The following is a 19,396-nucleotide window of genomic DNA, read 5'->3' as shown; positions in this document are numbered from 1 at the left end:
CAGGAGGCCGTCGGTCCTGTCGGTCCTCTGGACCAGCCGTGTTCGGCGGGAACAACCAGGCCGGCCGCACCGTTGATCCACTCGCCCTGCATCACGAACCGAGGAGTACTGTGCCCGGCACCGCTTCCACCAGCACCACGGTCGGTCCTCTCCCGTCGCTCACCGCTCAGGCCGAGCGCCTGAGCGGGCTCGGAGTGCCCGAACTCGCGGGCATACCCGCAGACGAGGTGCGCGCCTTCGCCGAAGGCGCCGGCGGCGACCGTACCGATGCTCTGCTCGCCGTCCACCCCGACCGCGCCCCCGCCTCCGCTCTCGCGCCGCTGCTCGGACGTGACGGCAAGCCCGGGTTCGTCGTCGTCGACATGCCCGACGTCGATCGGTTCGCCCCGGTGGACATCGGGTTGCCCGAGGCCCCCCTCTACCTGGTGACCGGCATCGACCGCGGCGACGACAAGGCCGACTGGAGCCCGGAGGAGGCGCTGCCCGCCCTCACCGAGGAGGGCCGCTCTCCGCTGCTGCTCACCGAGGGCATCCACTGGGTGCTCCAGCAGCCGGAGGTCCTGGAGCGCAACCGTTGCTTCATGACCATCGGATCCCGGCTGCGCAAGGCGAACGGCGGCTTCGACGCCCGCACCCCGGCGATCTGGATCAGCAACGGCACCGGGCGGGACGGCCGCGAGCGGCGCAATGCCCCGAAGGTCGGCTGGTGCTGGTGGGGCAACCGCCACACCTGGCTGGGCTTCGCCTCCGCCACCGGCCGCGAGTCGGTGTGAACCGGCGGACGGGCCACGGTGCAGGGCCTGCCAAGGCGCTGTCCTGGAAATGATCTCGCGTGGTGGATCATGGACGGGTGACACGACGCCATGAACTGACGGGCGCCGAGCGGGTGTTTGTCCGGCCGCCGCTGCCCGCGCGGTCCACCCGTCGCCGGGAGGCAACCCGGTGAACCATGCCGTCGTCCTCAACGGCGGGTCGTCTCAGGGAGGTCATGCGGTGGGTACGCACGTCGACATCGTCAGAACACTGCCGGAACTGCTCGGGGACCACGCCCGGCGCCTCGGGGACAAGGTCTGTTTCCAGGACGTGTTCACGCGTGTGACCTACCGGGAGCTGGAACGGAGGACCGCACGGCTGGCCGGCCACCTGGCCGGACTCGGCCTGGCGCGCGGTGAACGGGTGGCCGTTCTGCTCGGCAATCGGGTCGAGGCGGTCGAGAGTCTGCTCGCCGTCACCCGGGCGAGTGGTGTGGGCGTGCCTCTGGACCCCGGGAACCCGGACGAGGAACTGACCCGTCTGCTGGACGACAGCGGGGCCCGGGTGCTCATCACCGATGACGCGGGCCTGGCACGCCACCCCGCGTTGCCGTCCCGGCCGGGGCTGACCGTGGTGGCGGTCGGGGGAGGCGACGAGGGGGAAGCGGGGACCCCGTCCTCGTGCACGGGCTCCGAGGGACCGGCGGACGGGGGCGGCGGCACCGGGGGCGGGCCCGTCGCGGTCGCGGGTGGCGTTCTGCGGTACGAGGAACTGGCAGGTACGGAGCCGAGCACGCCCGCCCGGGACGATCTCGCACTGGACGAAGTGGCCTGGCTGCTCTACACCTCGGGCTCCTCCGGCGCGGCCAAGGGCGTCCTGTCCACCCAGCGCAACCGCCTGGCCCCGGTCGGGACGGGCCTTGCCGGCATCCTGGGCCTGTCCGAACAGGACCACGTGCTGTGGCCGTTGCCCCTCCATCACGCGATGAGCCAGATCGTGTGTTTCCTCGGGGTGACCGCGGTCGGGGCGAGCGCGGTGCTGCTGCCCCGGTTCTCGGTGGCGGGAGTGCTCGGCGAACTACGGGGCGGCGATGTCTCGTTCACGCTGCTGGGAGGTGTCCCGACCACGTACTCGGCACTGCTCGACGCGGTGCGGGGCGAGGAACGCGGCGAGAGCGGCGGCGGTCTCGGCGCGCCCGCGCTGCGGGGCTGCGTCAGCGCGGGCGCCGCGGCGGGGGCCGGGTTCCGCGAGTCCTTCGAAGCGATCTGCGGTGCCTCCTACCTGGAGCACTACGGCAGCACGGAGGCGGGCCCGGTCACCATGCCGGCGCCGGGCGAGGCGACATCGTGCGGCCGGGTGCTGCCCGGCACCCGGGTCCGGGTCGGCGGGGGCACCGACGGCCGGGACACGGGGGAGGGCGAGCTGTGGGTCAGCGGGCCCGGGATCATGACCGGTTATCACGGCAGGCCGGAAGCCACCGCGGAAGTCCTGTGCGACGGTTGGTTCCGCACGGGGGACCTGGCCAGGATCGACGCCTCCGGCGAACTGACGATCACAGGCAGGGCGAGTGACCTCATCATCCGGGGCGGGGTGAACATCCACCCTTCGGCGGTGGAAGCCGTGCTGCGGCGGCTGCCGGGGGTGGCGGACGCCGCCGTGGCCGGACGCCCGCACCCCTCCTTCGGTGAGGTGCCGGTCGCCTATCTGGTCCCCGGGCCCGGTGACGGCGCGCTGGACAGGGGGCGCGTCCTCGCCGCCTGCCGTGCCGAACTCTCCGGCCACAAGGTGCCCGCCGAACTCTTCGAGGTGGCGGAGATTCCCCGTACCGCCTCCGGGAAGATCCTGCGGCGCGACCTCGCCGACTTGCCGGCGCGGGCGCTGGGTGCGGAGGCCGCCGGACAGCCGTCGGAAGATCTGCTGGCCCTGGTGCGGAACGAGGCGGCGGCCGTGCTCGGCTGCCCGGCCCGCGAGGTGGAACCGCGCACGGCACTGCGGGACCTGGGCATGGACTCCCTGACGGCGACGGTGCTGCGGGAACGACTGTCGGCGGTGACCGGCCTGCCGCTCTCCGAGGCCGTCGCCTTCGACTTCCCCACCGTCGCCGCGCTCGCCGCCCACCTCGGAGAACGGGACGCCGCCGCGCAGGCCGACGCCGCGCCCCTGAACCGGAGTTCGGCCCGCTCGGACGACGACCCCGTGGTGATCGTGGGAATGGCCTGCCGCTACCCCGGAGGCGTGACCTCTCCCGAAGAACTGTGGCAGCTGGTGGCCGACGGGAGGGACGCCATCGGCCCCTTCCCCACCGATCGGGGCTGGGACACCCGGGAGCTGTACGACCCGGACCCCGGGCGCCCGGGACGGACGTATGTGCGCGAGGGCGGCTTCCTCACCGGCGTGGACCGCTTCGACCCCGGCTTCTTCGGCATCTCGCCCCGCGAGGCCCTGGCCATGGACCCGCAGCACCGACTGCTGCTCGAAGTGGCGTGGGAGGCCTTCGAGCACGCCGGTCTCGTCCCCGCCACTCTGCGCGGCTCGCCGACCGGGGTGTACGTCGGGCTGATGTACAGCGACTACGCCCGCCACCTGACGAGCACGCCCGAACACGTCGAGGGCTACCTCGGCCTCGGCAACGCCGGCAGCGTCGCCTCGGGGCGTATCGCCTACACCTTCGGCCTCGAAGGCCCGGCCCTCACCGTGGACACCGCGTGTTCCTCGTCCCTGGTGGCCCTGCACCTGGCGGCCCAGGCGCTGCGCCGGGGCGAGTGCGCCTTCGCGTTGGCCGGCGGTGCCACGGTGATGTCGGGGCCCTCGTCGTTCGTCGAGTTCAGCCGCCAGCGGGCGCTGTCCCCGGACGGCCGCTGCAAGGCGTTCGGCGCGTCCGCCGACGGCACGGGATGGGCCGAGGGCGCCGGCATGCTGCTGCTCAGCCGGCTGTCCGAGGCGTGCCGCGCGGGACTTCCGGTACTGGCCGTGGTGCGTGGCTCGGCGGTCAACCAGGACGGGGCGAGCAACGGGCTGACCGCACCGCACGGACCGGCGCAGCAGCGGGTGATCCGGCAGGCTCTCGTGGACGCGGGGCTGAATCCCGGCGACATCGACGCCGTAGAGGCGCACGGCACCGGCACCCGGCTGGGGGACGTCATCGAGGCGGAGGCCTTCTTCGCGACGTACGGGCGCCACGAACGGCAACACCCTCTCCGGCTGGGCTCGGTGAAGTCGAACATCGGCCACACCCAGGCCGCAGCCGGAGTGGCCGGCCTGATCAAAATGGTGCAGGCGATGCACCACGGAGTGCTGCCGCGCACGTTGCACGCCGAGGAACCGACCCCCCGTGTCGACTGGTCGACAGGACGGATCGAGTTGCTGAGCCGGGCGGTGGAGTGGCCCGCCACGGACCGTCCCCGCCGGGCGGGGGTGTCCTCGTTCGGCATCAGCGGCACCAACGCCCATGTGGTGCTCGAAGAGCCTCCGCATGCCGTGGCGGCGCCGGACGTCACGGCACGTCCTGGACCGGCCGCGGTGGCCGTTCCGGTGTCTGCCAGGAGCCTGCCGGGGCTGCGGGCCCAGGCACGACGGCTGCACGACCACGTGGCCGCCTCCCCCGATGCGGCCCCGGCGGACATCGGGTATGCGCTCGCCACCACGCGCGCGGCCTTCGACCACCGGGCCGTGCTGGTGGCCCGGGACCGGGCCGGACTGCTCGGCTCCCTGCGGGCCGTGGCCGAGGGCGACGACCGGCCCGGCGTGCACACGGGCACGTCCCGCCACCACGGCCCGACGGCCGTGCTGTTCACCGGCCAGGGCAGCCAGCGCGTCGGCATGGGCCGGGAACTCTACGAGTCGCGGGAACTGCATCCGGTCTTCGCCGACTCGTGGGACGAGTGCTGCGCCCTGCTCGACACACTGCTGCCGGTGCCCCTGCGGGACGTCGTGTTCGCCGCGCCCGGTACGGAGACGGGCGCGCTGCTGCACACGACCCGGTTCGCGCAACCGGCTCTCTTCGCCCTGGAGACTGCCCTGTTCCGGCAGTTCGAGGCCTGGGGGGTACGTCCCGGCCTGGTGGCCGGGCACTCGGTGGGCGAGGTGACGGCGGCGCACGTCGCCGGGGTGCTGTCCCTCGCGGACGCGGGCACCCTGGTGGCCGCCCGGGGCCGGCTCATGGACGCACTGCCGCCGGGCGGCGCGATGGCGGCCGTGGCCGCCGGCGCGGACGAGGTGGCCGCGCACCTCGCCGAGTCCGAGTCCGAGTCCGAGTCCGGGTGCGCGGTCGAGATTGCCGCGGTCAACGGCCCCGCCTCGGTGGTCGTCTCCGGCGACGAGGCCGCGGTGGAAGAGGTCGCCGCGTACTTCAGGGAGCGGGGCCGTCCGGCGACGCGTCTGCGGGTCGGCCATGCCTTCCACTCCGCTCGGATGGAACCCGCGCTGGCCGACTTCGCGGACGTGGTCCGGAGCCTGTCCTTCGCCGCGCCGCGGCTGCCCCTGATCACCGCCGTACGGGGCCGGGCGGCCACCGACGAGGAGCTGTGCACACCGGAGTTCTGGGTGGACCATGTCCGCCGGCCGGTCCGCTTCGCCGATTCCGTGGCGTACCTGGGCGACCGAGGAGCGGCGCACTACGTCGAACTGGGGCCGGACGGAGTGCTCACCGGCCTGGTACGGGACTGCCTCGCCCCGTCCGGACCGGCCCCGGCCGACCCGGACGCGGACGAAACGGACACGGGCGGAGCGGGCGGCGGCAGGCGGGGCCCGGCACCGCTGGTCCTGCCGACCCTGCGCCGTACGCGGCCGGAGGCGGACGCCCTGCTCGACACACTGGCCGCACTGCATGCCCACGGCGCGCCCGTCGACTGGCAGGAAGTCTTCGCCGGGCGCGGCGGGCGGCGCGTCGCGCTGCCCACGTACCCCTTCCAGCGCCGCCGGTTCTGGCTGGAACCCGAACCGGGCCACCCGCCCGTTTCCCCTGCGGCCGGGGCCACCCACCCGTTCCTGCGGTCGGTCACCCGCACGGCCGACGACGGCGGGGTGCTGCTGAGCGGGCTGCTCTCGGTGTACGACCAGCCGTGGCTCGCCGACCACGTGGTGGCGGGGGAGATTCTGCTTCCGGCCACCGCTTTCGTCGAAATGGCCCTGCACGCCGGCGAGTTGGCGGGCGCGGCCGAACTGGACGAGCTCGTCCTGACCGCGCCGCTGCCCCTGCCCCCGGACGGCACCGTCGAATTGCAGGTGAAGGTGGCGGGACCGGACGGCGCGGGACGGCGGACCGTGCTCTTCCACTCCCGGCCGCACACCCCCGCGGGCGACCGGCCCTGGCAACGGCACGCCGGCGGCACCCTCTCACCGGCCCAGCCGCCCACGGACCGGGAAGCGGCCACCACCGGGACCGGCGGCGGGCCCCGGCGGCACACGTCCTGGCCGCCGGAGGCGGCGACGCCGCTGAGTGCCGACGATCCGGGCACCGGACCGTACGAGCGGCTGGCCGCCGACGGGCTGCGTTACGGCCCCGCCTTCCAGGGCATGCGCGCCGCCTGGAGCCACGGCGAGGAGCTGTACGCCGAGGTCGTACTGCCCGACGCGGCCCGCACCCCGGGGCAGCAGGCGGACGGCCCGGGATTCGTCCTGCATCCCGCGCTGCTCGATGCGGCGCTGCACGCCCTGGCCTTGGACAGCCTCGTCGCGAACGGTTCCGGGACGGCCGATCCGGAAGCCGGCGGGTTGTCCCTGCCGTTCGCCTTCAGCGGGGTTCGCGTGCACAGCGCCCGCGTACAGCGCTTGCGGGTACGGATGACCCCCGGGACCGACGGGCGGGCCGGAGTGGAGCTGACCGACGAGACGGGCTCACCGGTGGCGACGGTCCGTTCGCTGACGCTCCGGCCCCTGCCGCGTACCGGATCGGCGACCGACGCCCTCGCCGGTGCTCTCCACCGGACGGACTGGGTGGCGCCGACCGGACCGCCCGTCCCCGTGGCGATGCCCCGCTGGGGAGTTCTGGGCACGGCGGGCACACGGCTGGTGGATGCCCTCGCGCCCCTGGGGTCCGGCGTCCCGGTGTACGCCGGACCGGTGGCGTGCGACGCGTCGTCGACCGTCGTCGTGGCCCCGTGCCCGACGCCGCCCGCCGCGACCGGCGACGCGCAGGACCAGGCCGCCGAGTCGCTGCGGGCAGCGGACTGGGCGCTGGGGCTCGTGCAGGAGTGGCTCGCCCAACCACACCTGTCCCGCTCCCGTCTCGTTCTCGTGACGTCCGGCGCAGTCACTCCGGCCGACGACGGTCACGGGACTGACGGCCGGTCCGGCGAAGCGCCGTCCGTACCGTCGCACGCACCGGTGTGGGGCCTGGTCCGCTCGGCCCTGCGCGAGAACCCCGGCCGCTTCGCCCTGATCGACATGGACGACCACCCGGACTCCTGGAACGCCCTGCCCGCTTTGCTGGCCGCCCCGGTGCCGGAGACAGCCGTACGCCGGGGGACGGCCTACGTGCCGAAGCTGACGCCACTGGCCGGGACGGCACCGGAGCCGCGGAAGCGGCGTCCGCTCGACCCGGAGGGCACCGTCCTGGTCACCGGAGGCACCGGTTCCCTGGGCATGCTGGTGGCACGGCACCTGGTCACCGCCCACGGCGTCCGGCATCTGCTGCTCGTCGGCCGGCGCGGGCCGGACGCTCCGGGGGCCCGGGAATTCGTCGCGGAACTGCGTGCGGCGGGCGCCGAGGCAGCCGTTCACGCCTGCGACGTCGCGGACCGGACCGCGCTCGCCGCCCTGCTCGACGCCGTACCGGCCGCCCACCCGCTGACCGGTGTGGTGCACAGCGCGGGGGTGCTGGACGACGGTGTCGTCGCGGCACTCACCCCCGACCGTCTGAGGCGGGTGCTGCGCCCCAAGGCGGACGCCGCTCTCGCCCTGCACGAACTGACCAGGGGACACGACCTGGCCGTGTTCGCGCTGTTCTCCTCGATCGCGGGTACCTTCGGCTCCGCCGGCCAGGCCAACTACGCCGCTGCCAACTGCGTACTGGACGCCCTGGCACGACACCGCGCCCGGCTCGGACTGCCCGGTACGTCGATCGCCTGGGGCCCCTGGCAGCAGGACGACGGCATGATGGCGCACCTGGGCGACGCGGACCGGCGGCGGATGGCCCGCGCCGGGTTCGGCCCGCTCGGGCCCGAGGAGGGCCTGGCCCTCTTCGACGCCGCCGTGGCCGGTGACGAACCCGCGGTGGTGGCGGCCCGCCTCGCCCCGGCAGCTCTCCGCGCCGGAGACCCGGCGGCGGACCGGCGCCCGACGCCTGCCGCCGACGCGGGTGACGGGAGCGGGGACCGGCCCGGCCGGGCCCCGGCCGCTGCCGCCCCCGGCGAGCGGGGCGAGGCGCTGCTCACCGGCATCCGGACCCTGGCGGCCCGCGTCCTGGGCCACGGGGACGAGGCGAGCGAGATCGACGAGGACGCCCTGCTCGCGGACCTGGGACTGGACTCCCTGGCCGCGGTCGATCTGCGCAACGAACTCGCGGCACGGACGGGGCTGGCACTGCCGTCCACGCTGCTGTTCGACTTCCCGACACCGCGCGCGCTCGCCACCGAACTGACCCGCCGCCATGCCGCCGACGCGCCCCCTGCAGGCGCCGCGCCCGACGCCCCGGCACGGCCCGACACCGCCGGTCCGGAGGGAGGCGCACCGCCGAACGCCCGGGCGCAGGCCGTCGACGCACCGCACGCCGGGGGAGCCCCGGACTCCCTGGGCGCGCTCTTCCGTACCGCCTGCGCCCGTGGACGGAGCTGGGACGGCATGGTGCTCCTCACCGTCGCCGCTCGCCTCCGCCCGGCCTTCGACAGGGCCGGGGCGTCCGGCGCCGCGCACGAACCCGTCGTGCTCGCGCCGGGCGGCGCGGGGGCCCGGCTCGTCTGCACCCCCGCGCTCAGCGCACTGTCCGGACCGCAGGAGTACGCACGCTTCGCTGCCGGGCTTCGAGGACTGCGGCCGGTCTCCGCGGTGCGGCACCCGGGGTTCGAACCCCGCGAGGCTCTGCCCGCCTCGCTGGACGCCCTCGTCACCGCCCAGGCCGCGGCCGTACGCGCAGCCGCGGGCGAAGGCCCTCCGGTACTGCTGGGGCGGTCGGCCGGTGGCTGGGTGGCCCATGCCGTGGCCGAGCGTCTGGAGGCCGAGGGCGCCGCCCCGGTGGCCGTCGTCCTGGTGGACACCTATCCACCCGGTCACGACGACCGGGACGAGGCGCTCTCCGCGATGACGTCCGACATGTTGCGCCGGGCGGCGGAGTTCACCTCGGACGACCCCGGCCGGCTCACCGCCATGGCCGGATACTTCGAGCTCTTCAAGGGCTGGGAACCCGCGCCACTCGCCTGCCCCACCCTGTACGTAAGGGCCCAGGACCCGCTGCCGGGCACCGAAACCGCCCCGGACTGGCTCCTGCCGCATGCCGGGATCACCGTGCCCGGGGACCACTTCACCATGCTGGAGGAGCACGCCCGTACCACCGCACTCGCCGTCCACGGATGGCTCGGCGGCCTGGTCTGAGGACATCGCGGGAGGGGCGCGGGTGCGGGGCGAAAGGAGGCGCAGAAGTCTCTTGCGCCCGCGGATCCTCCTGGAATGGGCTGTTCCCATGAAGAAGCGAAGCATTGCGGCACTGACCGCGGCCCTGGCCGTGGCACCCCTGCTGGCGACGGGTGTGCCGGGGCAGCCCGCGGTGGCCGCCGGCTCCGGGCCGACGTTCCCGCGCGGAGTGGACCTGGACACGGTGACGATCCCCGAGCTGCAGGAACGCATGAGCCACGGGGCCCTGACCTCGTCGGAGCTGACCCGGTCGTACCTCCGGCGGATCAAGGCCGTCGATCCGAGGATCCACGCGGTGCTGCGCACCAGCCCGACGGCCCTGCGCCAGGCGGCCGCCAGCGACGTCAGGCACCGCCTCGGGAGGGTCCGCGGTCCGCTCGACGGCATCCCCGTCCTGCTGAAGGACAACGTGAACACCCGTGACATGCCGACGACGGCCGGGTCGACGGCGCTGGCCGGGAGTCCGCCGGACACGGACGCGGATCTGGTCGTGAAGCTGCGCGCGGCAGGCGCGGTGATCCTCGGCAAGACCAACCTGTCCGAATGGGCCAACTTCCGCGCGGCGAAGCCGACGTCGGGCTGGTCGGCGGTGGGCGGGCAGACGAACAATCCGTACGTCCTGGACCGGAATCCGTGCGGATCGTCCTCCGGTTCGGCCGCCGCGCTCGCCGCGTCGTTGGCGCAGGTGGCGGTCGGCACCGAGACGGACGGCTCCATCGTGTGCCCGGCCGGGATGAACGGGGTCGTCGGCCACAAGCCCAGCCTCGGACTGGTCAGCCGGTCGGGCGTCGTGCCGATCTCCGCCGAGCAGGACACGGCCGGGCCCATGGCGCGCAACGTCGTCGACACCGCGATCACCCTCTCGGTGCTCAGCGGCGACGATGCCGCGCGCGCCCTCGGTCTCACGGACGCGGCCACGCGCCCCGGCGGCCTGCGCGGCAAGCGGATCGGACTGTGGCGGCTCCCCTCGCTCGGCACCGGGACGGACGCGCTGATGACCCGGACCGCGGCACGGCTGCGTGCCGCCGGGGCCGAGGTCGTCGAGGTGACCCCGCCGTACCAGGACAGGCTCGCGGAGCTTGAGTTCCCGGCGCTGCTGAGCGAGTTCCACCGGGACATCGACGCCTATCTGGCCACCCGCAACGGGCCTCGCGACCTCGCCCGGCTGGTCGAGTTCAACCGTACGCACCCGGCCGAACGGACCTGCTTCGCCGGTCAGGAGCTGTTCGAACAGGCCCTCGTCGCGCCGCCGACCACGGACCCGGGCCACCGGGCCGCGCGCGCCGAGCTGAAGGACCTGTCCCGGCGGTCCATCGACGAGACGATGGCCGCCCACGACCTGGACGCCATCGCCTCCCCGGCAAACCCGCCGGCCTGGACGACCGACTGCGGCCGGGGCGACAACGACGTGATCCCGTCCTCCACCCCGGCCGCCGTCGCGGGGTACCCCTCGCTGTCGGTGCCCGCCGGGTTCGTCGGCGAGCTGCCGGTCGGCCTGCTCCTGATGGCCGGCGATCACCAGGACGCCGAACTGCTGTCGCTGGGGGCGGCGGTGGAACAGCGGCTGGACGCGTGGAGGGCACCGCGGTACCTGCCTTCGGTGCCGTCCGACACCCTTCGTTGAGGCGGTCGGCGACGGCACCGTCGCCAGGCGCCGGGCTCCTATGACGGACCGGGGCGAAGAGGCGGCGAGAGGCGAGGGCCGAGGCCGGGCCCCGGCCCGTCGTCCCCCGGCCGCTCCCTCCCGCCGCCGGTCCGACCGCCCCGTGCTGCCCGGACCAGGAGGTATCCGTACGCATCGGAACCGGGCGCCGGTAGAGTGACCGGCCGAACCACGGGGAGGCGCCGATGCGGACGCGGTCAGGGATACGGAGACGGAGCGGGGCGTTCGGGGCCCGGGCGGGCACCGCACTCGCGGCGCTCGTGCTGCTCGGCAGCGCCGGAACGGCTGTTGCGGCCGAGCCGGGCACCGTGCCGAGCGCCACGGCAACGCCCACGGCGACCGCCACCACCACGCCCGACGACCGGGCCGCCGACCGCACGACCCAGTCCGAGCGCCTGGCCGCGGAACTGCGCCGGAACCCGGTCTACGTCTCGGCCGACCGTCCACGCCGACTGCCCCGCTCGCTCGCCCCGGACATCGCCGCCCTCGCCGAGCGCACGGGCGTGCCCACCTATGTGCTGGCGCTGCCCGCGGGGGACGCCACGCTGCTCGGCCTGGTGCACGACCGGCTCGGCGAGGACGGGCTGTATGTGCTGATCAGCGACCACAGCAGCATCACCGCCTCCGCGTTCGGCGTCGACGTCCCGGTCGAGGATGCCCGCCGCATCGCGCTGTACGGCACCCCGTACCGGGCCGGCCCGCTCACCGCGTTCGAGTCCTTCGCCGACGCGATCGCCTCCGGTCACGACCGGGCCGCCGCCAGGGCCGACGAGCTGTACGACCGCCACCACGAGGACGGCACGCCCGACCTGTACATCAGCTCCACCGACCGGCAGAACCAGAACCTGCTGCTCGGCCTGGCCGTGGTGGTGATCCCCGGTCTGGTCCTGGCCCTCGGCATTCGGCTCTCCCGCCGCCGCTCCGACCGGCCGCAGCCGGCCGGCACGAAGAAGGAAACCGGTGCGCAGGCCCCGGCCGTCCGCCTGGAAAAAGGTTCCGGCAATGGATTGAGCAAGGGTTCCGGCAAGGGATCGGTCAAGGGCGCTGGTACGGGATCGGTCACGAGCTCCGGCAAGGCCGCTGCGAAGCCGAAGCCGAAGCCGGGGTCGGAATCGAAGTCGCAGGCTCCGGCCCGCGCCACTTGGCCCGCCTCCCGCCGACGCGGTGTGCTTCCCGTGACGGTCTTGGCCACGGTGGCCGCCGCGGTCGCCGTGGTGACGGCCGCGCCCACCGTCTTCCCGCAGACCGTCGACAGCCCGTATCTCGACGTCACCCAGGACGACCTGAACGCCCGGGTGGAGGAAGTCGCCACCGGGCTCGCCGCCGGACCGATCTACCAGGACCCGTCCACCACGTACGCGCTGACCGCCGCCGACCTCCCCACGATCCGGCAGCGGATCGCCGAACTCGCCCCCAAGAGCCCGGTGTACATGCTGGCCACGACGACCGGCAGCGACGACGAGAGCGGCGGCGACAGCAGCACCCTGCTCGCCCGGGTCCACCAACGCACCGGCCAGAACGGCGTCTACGTGCTGATCGATCCGGTGTCCGGCCGGATCGACCTGGAGACCTTCGGCACCGACCAGGATGCCTCGCGCCGCTTCAGGCGTCTGCCGTCCACCGTCCGCTACCCGGAGTACCGCAGGAACGGTGACCTGCGGGTGGTGCCGCGCCTGGACCAGACCTTGGACGCCGTCGCCGCCGCCCGGCCGGAGAAGGGGTACGACTCGCCGACCCAGGACACCGAGCTGCCCCCGCTCCACGACAACCGGCTGCCCGGCCTGTTCAGCAGCGACTTCGGCCCCGGGATCATGCTCGGCACGATGCTGCTGGGCGCGCTGCTGCTGATCGCCTGGCTGGTCATCGCGATCGCCCGGGCCGTGCTGCGTTCCCGCCGCGCGGGCGCGGCCGACCCCTCGCCGCCGCAGCACGCCGGGCCCAGGCACACCACAGCGCTGCCGTCCGTCCGGCAACTGCGCTCCTGGGCCACCGCCGACATCCGCGAACTCACCGGGCGGCTGGCCGCCGCAGACCAGGACGCGCCCGGCCGCGCCCGAGCCTGGGACTGCCTGGACGCCGCCGAACTGCTGGCCGACTCCGGTGACGAGCACCCGGACGGAATCACGGAGGCGGGCAACCTGGCTGCCGTCGCGGTGCTCGCCCGGGCCGGGCTCGCCGCCCTCCGGGGGCAACTCGACCCCAGCCTCTGCCGGCTCAACCCGCTGCACGGCGAGGCCACCGGTGGCAAGGTCCCTGGATGGCTCGCCGGCATCGGCATCGGCCCCGGTTCCGCGCGGCTGTGTCCCGCCTGCCACTACGCCCTCCGCGGCAGTGGCGTGAACCGCAGCACCGCCGACCGGGCCGCCCGCGAACGGGAAGCCACCGAACGGCTGCTGGGCCTGCCGGGGGCGGACAGCCGTTCCCGGACCGCCTGGGACGAGGCCGGGCAGGTCCTGCCGGCCGCCCGCGAAGGGCTCGAAGCACTCATCCTCAGGGCCAGGGAGTCCGCCAGTGTCCAGTGACCGACCGACCAGTCACCGCCCGACCGGCTACCGGCGGACCAGAGACCTCCTGACCGGCGACCGGCGGACCAGAGACCCCCTGACCGGCGACCGGCCGGCCGGCGACCCCCTGAGCACTGACCGGCGGACCGGCGACCGGCCGAGCGGTTGCCGCCCGGTCGGCGCCTCCCGGGGCCGCGCCGCCGGACTGCTGACCGCCCTGCTGCTGGCCTGCACCTCGCTGCTCGGCACCGGCGTCTCCGCCCGGGCGGAGACCGCGGGTACCGGACCGACCGCCGCGACGATCGCCGAGTCGCTGGCCACCGACCCCGTCCACGTCGACCCGTCCTATGCGGCCGCAGTCAACCCGACCCAGGAACAGGCCCTGGTCGACCAGATCGCTGCGACCGGCCTGCCGATCAAGGTGGTGCTGGTGCCACTGAAGAAGGGCGACGCCTTCGACGGCGACGCCCGCACCCTCGCCGCGGTGATCAAGGAACGGCTCGGTGAGCAGAAGCTGATCCTGATCACCACCGACGAGTACGGGAAGTGGCTCAACGGAACCGAGTGGCCTGCCGACACCCATCAGACCCGCGACGCCGTCTCCGCCGTCGGCTTCCTCAAGGAACTCGACGACGCCGGCCTTGCCGCCCGGGTCGGCAAGGCCGTGGAACTGATCAAGGCCGGCAACGGCACCGAGGTCTACAAGGCCGAGACCGCCAGGATCGACAAGGAGTACTCGGCCCGGCCGAAGGACGAGGAGCACGCCTCCGACGGCGGCTCGACAACCCTGTTCACGGTCGTCGCGGTGCTGGTCCTCGCCGTCGTCGGCGGCGCCTTCGTGGTGCGCCGCCGCCGCTCGCCCCGGCACACCGCCCTCGGCTTCCCCGATGCCGTCTTCGCTGCCGACCAGGCCGCCGACGAGGCCGGGCTGCGCCGCCGGGCCGCGGCCGAGCTGCTCGCCCTGGGCGAGGCCGTGGAACAGGCCGACGGCACCGACACCCCGGGTCTGAGCCGTGCTCTGGACGCCTACGACGCGGCCGGCCGGGTGCTGGACGCGGCGGCGGGCCTCCCCGACCTGGTCGGAGTGCTGGCCCTGGTCGCCGAAGGACGCTCCGCTCTGGTCCAGGCCCCCGGGCTCCCGCTCTGCTTCTTCGACCCCCGGCACGGCGCCGCCGTCCGCCGGACCACCTGGCGCCCGCTCGGCCGCCGGGAGCGGGTGGATGTTGCGGTCTGCGAGGACTGCGCCCAGGCCCTGCGCGCCCGCCGCTCGCCGCAGGTGCTCGCGGTCCGGGACCGGGGCCGCACCATCCCCTACTTCGAGGTGCCCGCCGAACGCAGCCTGTGGGCCGCCACCGGTTACGGCTCCCTGCTCTCCGGCCCCGACGACACCCTCGCCGCCCGGGTCGGCACCGGCGAGTTCAGCCGCGCCCGGCAGCAGTCCGAGGACCTTGACGGCGCGGCCACGGACTGATCCCGACGAACAGGCGAGTGCGGCGAACCGCTGACGGGCCGCCGGTTCCCGGCTGCTCGGTTCGCCGGCCGCCCCGGCACATCGACGGCTACCGGCGCTGCTTCTGCTCCTGCTCCCAGTCGGCCCGGACGAGTTCGTACTCGACGTCACCATGCTCGGAACCCGGGATTGTCTCCGGCCAGTCCTCGGTGAAGCTCCGGAGGAACGACAGTCCGGCCTTCTCCATCACACGTCGGGACCGCGTGTTCACCGTCATCGTGTTCGCGGTGACCCGCCGCACCCCGAGGTCCGTGAACCCCTTGTCGATCAGGGCCCGCGAACCCTGGGTGGCGTACCCCTTGCCCCAGGCGGCCTTGTTCAGCCGGTAGCCGAGCTCAACCGCGAGCGGACTCTGTTCGTCGAGCGGGCGGAACGCGAACCAGCCCAGGAACGTCCCGGTGGTCTTCTCGTCGGCGGCCCAGTAGCCACGGGTGCCGAAGCACGGATGGTCGTGGAGGAGCCGCGGCAGGGTCCGTGCCCGGATCGCCTCGCGGCTTGTCGGCCGGCCGCCGTTGATGAAGCGCATGACCTCGGGGTCGTTGTCCAGCGTGAACAGGCGATCGACGTCGCTGCCGGTGTCGGTGAACGGGCGCAGCACCAGTTGCTCGGTCTCCAGGAAGACATGCATGCCGTGATCATCACCACCGGCGGTCGTGCCTGCCACCGAATATCCACGGCAGACCGATGAGTGGCGAGCGTGCTCGGACCCGGCCGAAGACGAGTCACGGCCGCGTCCCACAGCCGTACGTATACCCGTCCCGTCGCCGGTACGTATGCCGACGCCATCGGGGTGAGACGGGTCCGGCGGCACAGATACGTGTACCGACCTGCGGTTCGACGTACGCCCGGGCGCCGTGTCGTGCGGCAGGCTGGGCTTGCCGCTGGGGAGGTGGAGTTACTGCGCAGCGTTGGCGGATGACGCTGTCGCAGACCCGAGTGCTCCTCACCCCCAGCGGCACCGGAAACATGTGCCCGCGCTGTCGGCGGCGCAGGCGCATGATTCCGGCCGTCGGGGCCGGCGCCCGGCCAGGGGAACCGGGTCGGAGGACGGCCCGCCACCACGGCTCACACCGGACGGCCCGCGACCACGGCGGTGGCCTCAGCCGTCACCGGCTCCGCAAGGACGTCGGACACTCACCACCCGGCCGCGTGGCTGCGCGGAACGGCCACCTCCGCCTCACCTACTGGCGACGCGCCGAGACCATGAAACAGCCGAATTCGACCGCACGGACGTGCACGAAGGCCACTTCCGGATCGGAGAAGACCTCGTGCAGCGCGTCGTCCACCTCGGCGGCCCGCTCCTTCGGGATCTCGATCAGCCGTCCGCCGAGGATGTGCCCCTGGCCGTCGTAGGCGCGCAACACCCGGCGGGCACCGTGAAGTTCGACCGGGTAGCCGGTGCCGGAAACCGGTCCCTCGCACTCCTCGGCGTGGACGAAGACCGGACCGCACTCGTCGTACGGTCCGGGCTCGGCATCCGTCTCAGCCGCCCAGCGCCGCAACGGCGCGTACGAGACGAGGACGATCCGCTCACCCGCCTCGCTGTGCCGCAGACAGCAGCGCAGCGGGGCACCGCCCTCCGGATCGGTGACGGGCGTCCGGGCATGACCGGCGTCGTCCCGCTCCCGAAGTTGCTTCAGTACGGTGGGGTCGATGGCCCGCACCTCGTAAGTCGTGGTCATGGCTCCAGCATCCACAGACGCCCGTCCCGGTGCTGGCGGAAATCAGACGCGGCCCTGTCGGGCATCGACCGCTTCAGGTGGCGGACGTCAGCATGTCTGCGCGCGGAGTGCCGTACGTGCATCGTCTCCCACGGAGGTACGCCCGCGGCTCGGTCAGGGTGTTGACCAGTACGTGGTGCCGGGTGCCGGCCCGGACACCTTCGCCCGACACGTACCGGGATCGCTGCCGGCCGGATGGCTTCGATCGGATGGCTTCGATCGGGCGGCGCTACTCGGCCGGGCCCACAGCATCGCGGACGATCGCGGCGGATGCCCTGGCCGCGGCGAGGACCGGAGCCGTGTCGTGGGCCGCGCGGGCGAGCATGAAGGCCCCTTCCAGCAGGGCGATCACCGAACCCGCGGTGTCCCGGGCGGTTTCCGCCTCGATGCCCGCCCCGGCGTAGAAGCCGGCCAGGGCCTCGACCCACGAGGCGAAGACGTCCGCCGTCGCGCGACGCAGCGCCTCATGCGTACTGGCGACCTCCAGCGCCACGGGGGCGATCGGGCACGGGTCGGTGAAGTCCAGCTCCCGGAGGGTCTCGGCAGCGCCGGTGAAGGCGGCGGAGGTGGCGGCTGCCGGATCCGCCTCGGGGTCGGCGAACAGACTCCCGATCAGCTCCAGATACGCGGCTCCGGAGGTACGGATCACCTCCTCGCCGAGCTGGCCCTTGCCCCCCGGGAAGAAGTGGTACGCCGAGCCGTACGGGGCCCCGGCCGCCGCGACGATCTGCTTCATGCCGGTCGCCGCGTAGCCCTGCCGCCGGAAGAGTTCGGTGGCGGCGGCGACGATCCGCTGCCTGGTGTCGCCCGTGGTCCTCATGCCGGATAGTCTCTCACTAGATCGGTCTATCAAGTCATGGGCATGGGGAGGCCACGCGATGCCGGAGATCGAATTGAGCGCCGGAACCATCGAGTACACCGACACCGACACCGGCATCCATACGGGCACCGGGGACGGAGCGAGGGAGACCGTGGTGCTCGTCCACGGCCTCGCCTTCGACGAATCGGTCTGGGACGCGCTCGTGGCGGAGCTGCGCGAAGACTTCCGCGTGGTGGTCCCCGTCCTGCCGCTCGGCAGCCACCGCCGCCCGATGCGGCCGTCGGCGGATCTGTCGGCCCAGGGAGTCGCGGACCTGCTCGCCGAATTCCTGGAGCGGCTGGACCTGTGCGCGGTCACGCTGGTCCAGAACGACGCGGGCACCGCCCAGCTCCTGCCCGGCGTGCGCGACGAGCGCATCGCCCGGCTGGTGCTCACCTCCTGCGAGGCCCTCGACAACTACCCGCCGGGTGTCCAGGGCCGCACCCTGCTGGCGGCGAGCCGGGTGCCGGGCGGCCTGTTTCTGCTGCTCCAGTCCTTCCGGGTGCCCTTCCTGGTGTCGATGCGCAGCTCACTGGGCGGCATGACGGCGCACGGGATCCCGTACGAGCGGGTGCGCCGCTGGTACCGGCCGCTGCTCACCGACCGGGCCGTCCGCCGGGACCTCGCCCGCTTTCTGCGCTCCACCCAGAAGGACACCTATCTGCGGGCCGCCGAACGACTGCGGCATTTCGACCGGCCGGCACTGGTGGCCTGGGGCGCCGAGGACCGGATGATGCCGCCCGAGACCGGACGGCGCCTCGCCGGACTGCTGCCGCGCGGGCGGTACGTCGAGATCCCCGAGGCCGGAACGCTGGTGCCCATGGACAACCCGGCGGCACTCGCGCAGGAACTGCGCCGGTTCATCGAGGAGCACGCCTGAGCGCTCGTCCACCGGGCATCGCGGGGCAGCCCTTAGTCTGTACGGGGCAACACCGTGCGCGGGCACGAAAAGAGGAAGCACCATGTCCTTCGCTCCCCTCGGCCGGCACAACGGCGAGCACAGCGACTACTGCAACACCAGCCTGTGCTGCCGCTGCCAGCAGCGGAACTGGACGACCCAGCAGGGCAACGAGCGGCTGTGCGGGCTGTGCGCGGCCTGCTGCCGCGAATGCGGCAGAGCCCCCGCGTCACACCTGGACGGGCTCAACGACGGGATCTGCGTGGACTGCCGCGGACTGTGCACCCGCTGCCACGGCCCGCTGCCCGACGGGGGAGTCTGCCACTGCCAGCAGTGGAAGCAGAGCCCGGGCAACGACCCGATCCGCTTCATCATGCAGGGCTTTCCCCAGCCGCTGCTCCAGGCGCTCGGGCACCGGGTTCCGCGCACCCTGCCCGACATCCTGTTCGAGGAGCTCAAGCACCGGACGGCCGCCCAGCTCCTCGACCGTATCGAGAGGCGCTGGAGCAACCGCTGGTCGCACGCGATCCACGAACGCGACGAGGAGAACCGTCGCCGCTGGGCGCCCCAGGAGATCGCCGAGGCCCTCGTACACCCCAGCAGCTGCTCGAACCGGGCGTGCGAGGACGGCTACCTCCTGGCCGACGGAGCGCCCTGCCCGTACTGCCGACGGCCCGCCCACCGCTTCGTCCCCGCCACGGCCGAGGCGATCTCCACCTCGGAACACGCACGGGCGACCGCGGCGCAGATCCGGCAGGCGCTCATCAGCAACCGCTCCACCGGGAGGAAACCCGGCCGTGGAGCGCCGCCGGGCGCCTGGCCGGCTTCTTCCACCGACTGACGGCCCGGACCACTGGCCCGCACCGATCGGCCGATCGGTGCGGGCCGGTGGGGAAGGCGCCCCACCCGAGATAGGAAAAGCG

The 19,396-nt window shown here is 73.7% G+C and carries 10 protein-coding genes; 7 read left to right on the top strand and 3 right to left on the bottom strand.

Annotated elements, in window-relative coordinates; translation table 11 throughout:
* Positions 1-110 precede the first annotated feature (110 nt).
* From ABZ622_RS20120 to ABZ622_RS20100, 5 genes are all read left to right on the top strand, one after another.
* Complete coding sequence (locus ABZ622_RS20120; protein WP_360544917.1) at positions 111-773, top strand: DUF5701 family protein; 663 nt, start codon at positions 111-113, stop codon at positions 771-773.
* A gap of 220 nt (positions 774-993) precedes the next feature.
* Positions 994-9,279: a type I polyketide synthase gene (locus ABZ622_RS20115; protein ID WP_360544915.1), complete on the top strand. Its 8,286-nt coding sequence runs from the start codon at positions 994-996 to the stop codon at positions 9,277-9,279.
* 88 nt (positions 9,280-9,367) lie between these two features.
* The gene (locus ABZ622_RS20110; RefSeq protein ID WP_360544913.1) at positions 9,368-10,942 is read left to right on the top strand and encodes an amidase family protein; all 1,575 of its coding nucleotides are present in this window, start codon (positions 9,368-9,370) and stop codon (positions 10,940-10,942) included.
* Between the two features lie 224 nt (positions 10,943-11,166).
* Entirely contained in the window at positions 11,167-13,503 is a 2,337-nt protein-coding gene (locus tag ABZ622_RS20105) for a hypothetical protein (RefSeq protein ID WP_360544911.1), read from the top strand.
* The gene (locus tag ABZ622_RS20100) at positions 13,493-14,956 is read left to right on the top strand and encodes a hypothetical protein (protein WP_360544909.1); all 1,464 of its coding nucleotides are present in this window, start codon (positions 13,493-13,495) and stop codon (positions 14,954-14,956) included. Before ABZ622_RS20105 ends, ABZ622_RS20100 begins: the two co-directional genes overlap by 11 nt.
* 88 nt (positions 14,957-15,044) lie before the next feature.
* Here the strand turns inward: ABZ622_RS20100 and ABZ622_RS20095 are convergent, their stop codons facing one another.
* From ABZ622_RS20095 to ABZ622_RS20085, 3 genes are all read right to left on the bottom strand, one after another.
* Positions 15,045-15,623, bottom strand: a complete 579-nt coding sequence (locus ABZ622_RS20095) for a GNAT family N-acetyltransferase (RefSeq protein ID WP_360545160.1) — start codon at positions 15,621-15,623, stop codon at positions 15,045-15,047.
* A gap of 553 nt (positions 15,624-16,176) precedes the next feature.
* Positions 16,177-16,677 (bottom strand): DUF1203 domain-containing protein, encoded by a 501-nt coding sequence (locus ABZ622_RS20090; protein ID WP_360544907.1) that lies wholly within the window; start codon positions 16,675-16,677, stop codon positions 16,177-16,179.
* 268 nt (positions 16,678-16,945) lie between these two features.
* The gene (locus tag ABZ622_RS20085) at positions 16,946-17,536 is read right to left on the bottom strand and encodes a TetR/AcrR family transcriptional regulator (protein WP_360544905.1); all 591 of its coding nucleotides are present in this window, start codon (positions 17,534-17,536) and stop codon (positions 16,946-16,948) included.
* Positions 17,537-17,594: 58 nt separating this feature from the next.
* On the opposite strand from ABZ622_RS20085, the gene ABZ622_RS20080 reads away from it, so the two are divergent.
* Both ABZ622_RS20080 and ABZ622_RS20075 read left to right on the top strand, forming a co-directional pair.
* Entirely contained in the window at positions 17,595-18,455 is an 861-nt protein-coding gene (locus ABZ622_RS20080) for an alpha/beta hydrolase (RefSeq protein ID WP_360544903.1), read from the top strand.
* A gap of 82 nt (positions 18,456-18,537) precedes the next feature.
* Positions 18,538-19,314 carry a hypothetical protein gene (locus ABZ622_RS20075; protein WP_360544901.1) on the top strand — a complete coding sequence of 259 codons (777 nt, stop codon included), beginning with the start codon at positions 18,538-18,540 and terminating at the stop codon, positions 19,312-19,314.
* The last annotated feature ends 82 nt before the right edge of the window (positions 19,315-19,396 follow it).

Source organism: Streptomyces sp. NPDC007164 (assembly GCF_040634135.1).
Classification (GTDB): Bacteria; Actinomycetota; Actinomycetes; order Streptomycetales; family Streptomycetaceae; genus Streptomyces; species Streptomyces sanglieri.
The sequence above is the reverse complement of the archived record's forward strand: the minus strand, read 5'-3'. Positions and strand labels throughout refer to the sequence as shown.

Excerpts from the sequence above, each read along its gene's own strand:
- ABZ622_RS20110 (WP_360544913.1), top strand. The coding sequence starts at position 9,368 with ATGAAGAAGCGAAGCATTGCGGCACTGACCGCGGCCCTGGCCGTGGCA.
- ABZ622_RS20105 (WP_360544911.1), top strand. The coding sequence starts at position 11,167 with ATGCGGACGCGGTCAGGGATACGGAGACGGAGCGGGGCGTTCGGGGCC.
- ABZ622_RS20095 (WP_360545160.1), bottom strand. The coding sequence starts at position 15,623 with ATGCATGTCTTCCTGGAGACCGAGCAACTGGTGCTGCGCCCGTTCACC.
- ABZ622_RS20090 (WP_360544907.1), bottom strand. The coding sequence starts at position 16,677 with ATGACCACGACTTACGAGGTGCGGGCCATCGACCCCACCGTACTGAAG.
- ABZ622_RS20085 (WP_360544905.1), bottom strand. The coding sequence starts at position 17,536 with ATGAGGACCACGGGCGACACCAGGCAGCGGATCGTCGCCGCCGCCACC.
- ABZ622_RS20080 (WP_360544903.1), top strand. The coding sequence starts at position 17,595 with ATGCCGGAGATCGAATTGAGCGCCGGAACCATCGAGTACACCGACACC.
- ABZ622_RS20075 (WP_360544901.1), top strand. The coding sequence starts at position 18,538 with ATGTCCTTCGCTCCCCTCGGCCGGCACAACGGCGAGCACAGCGACTAC.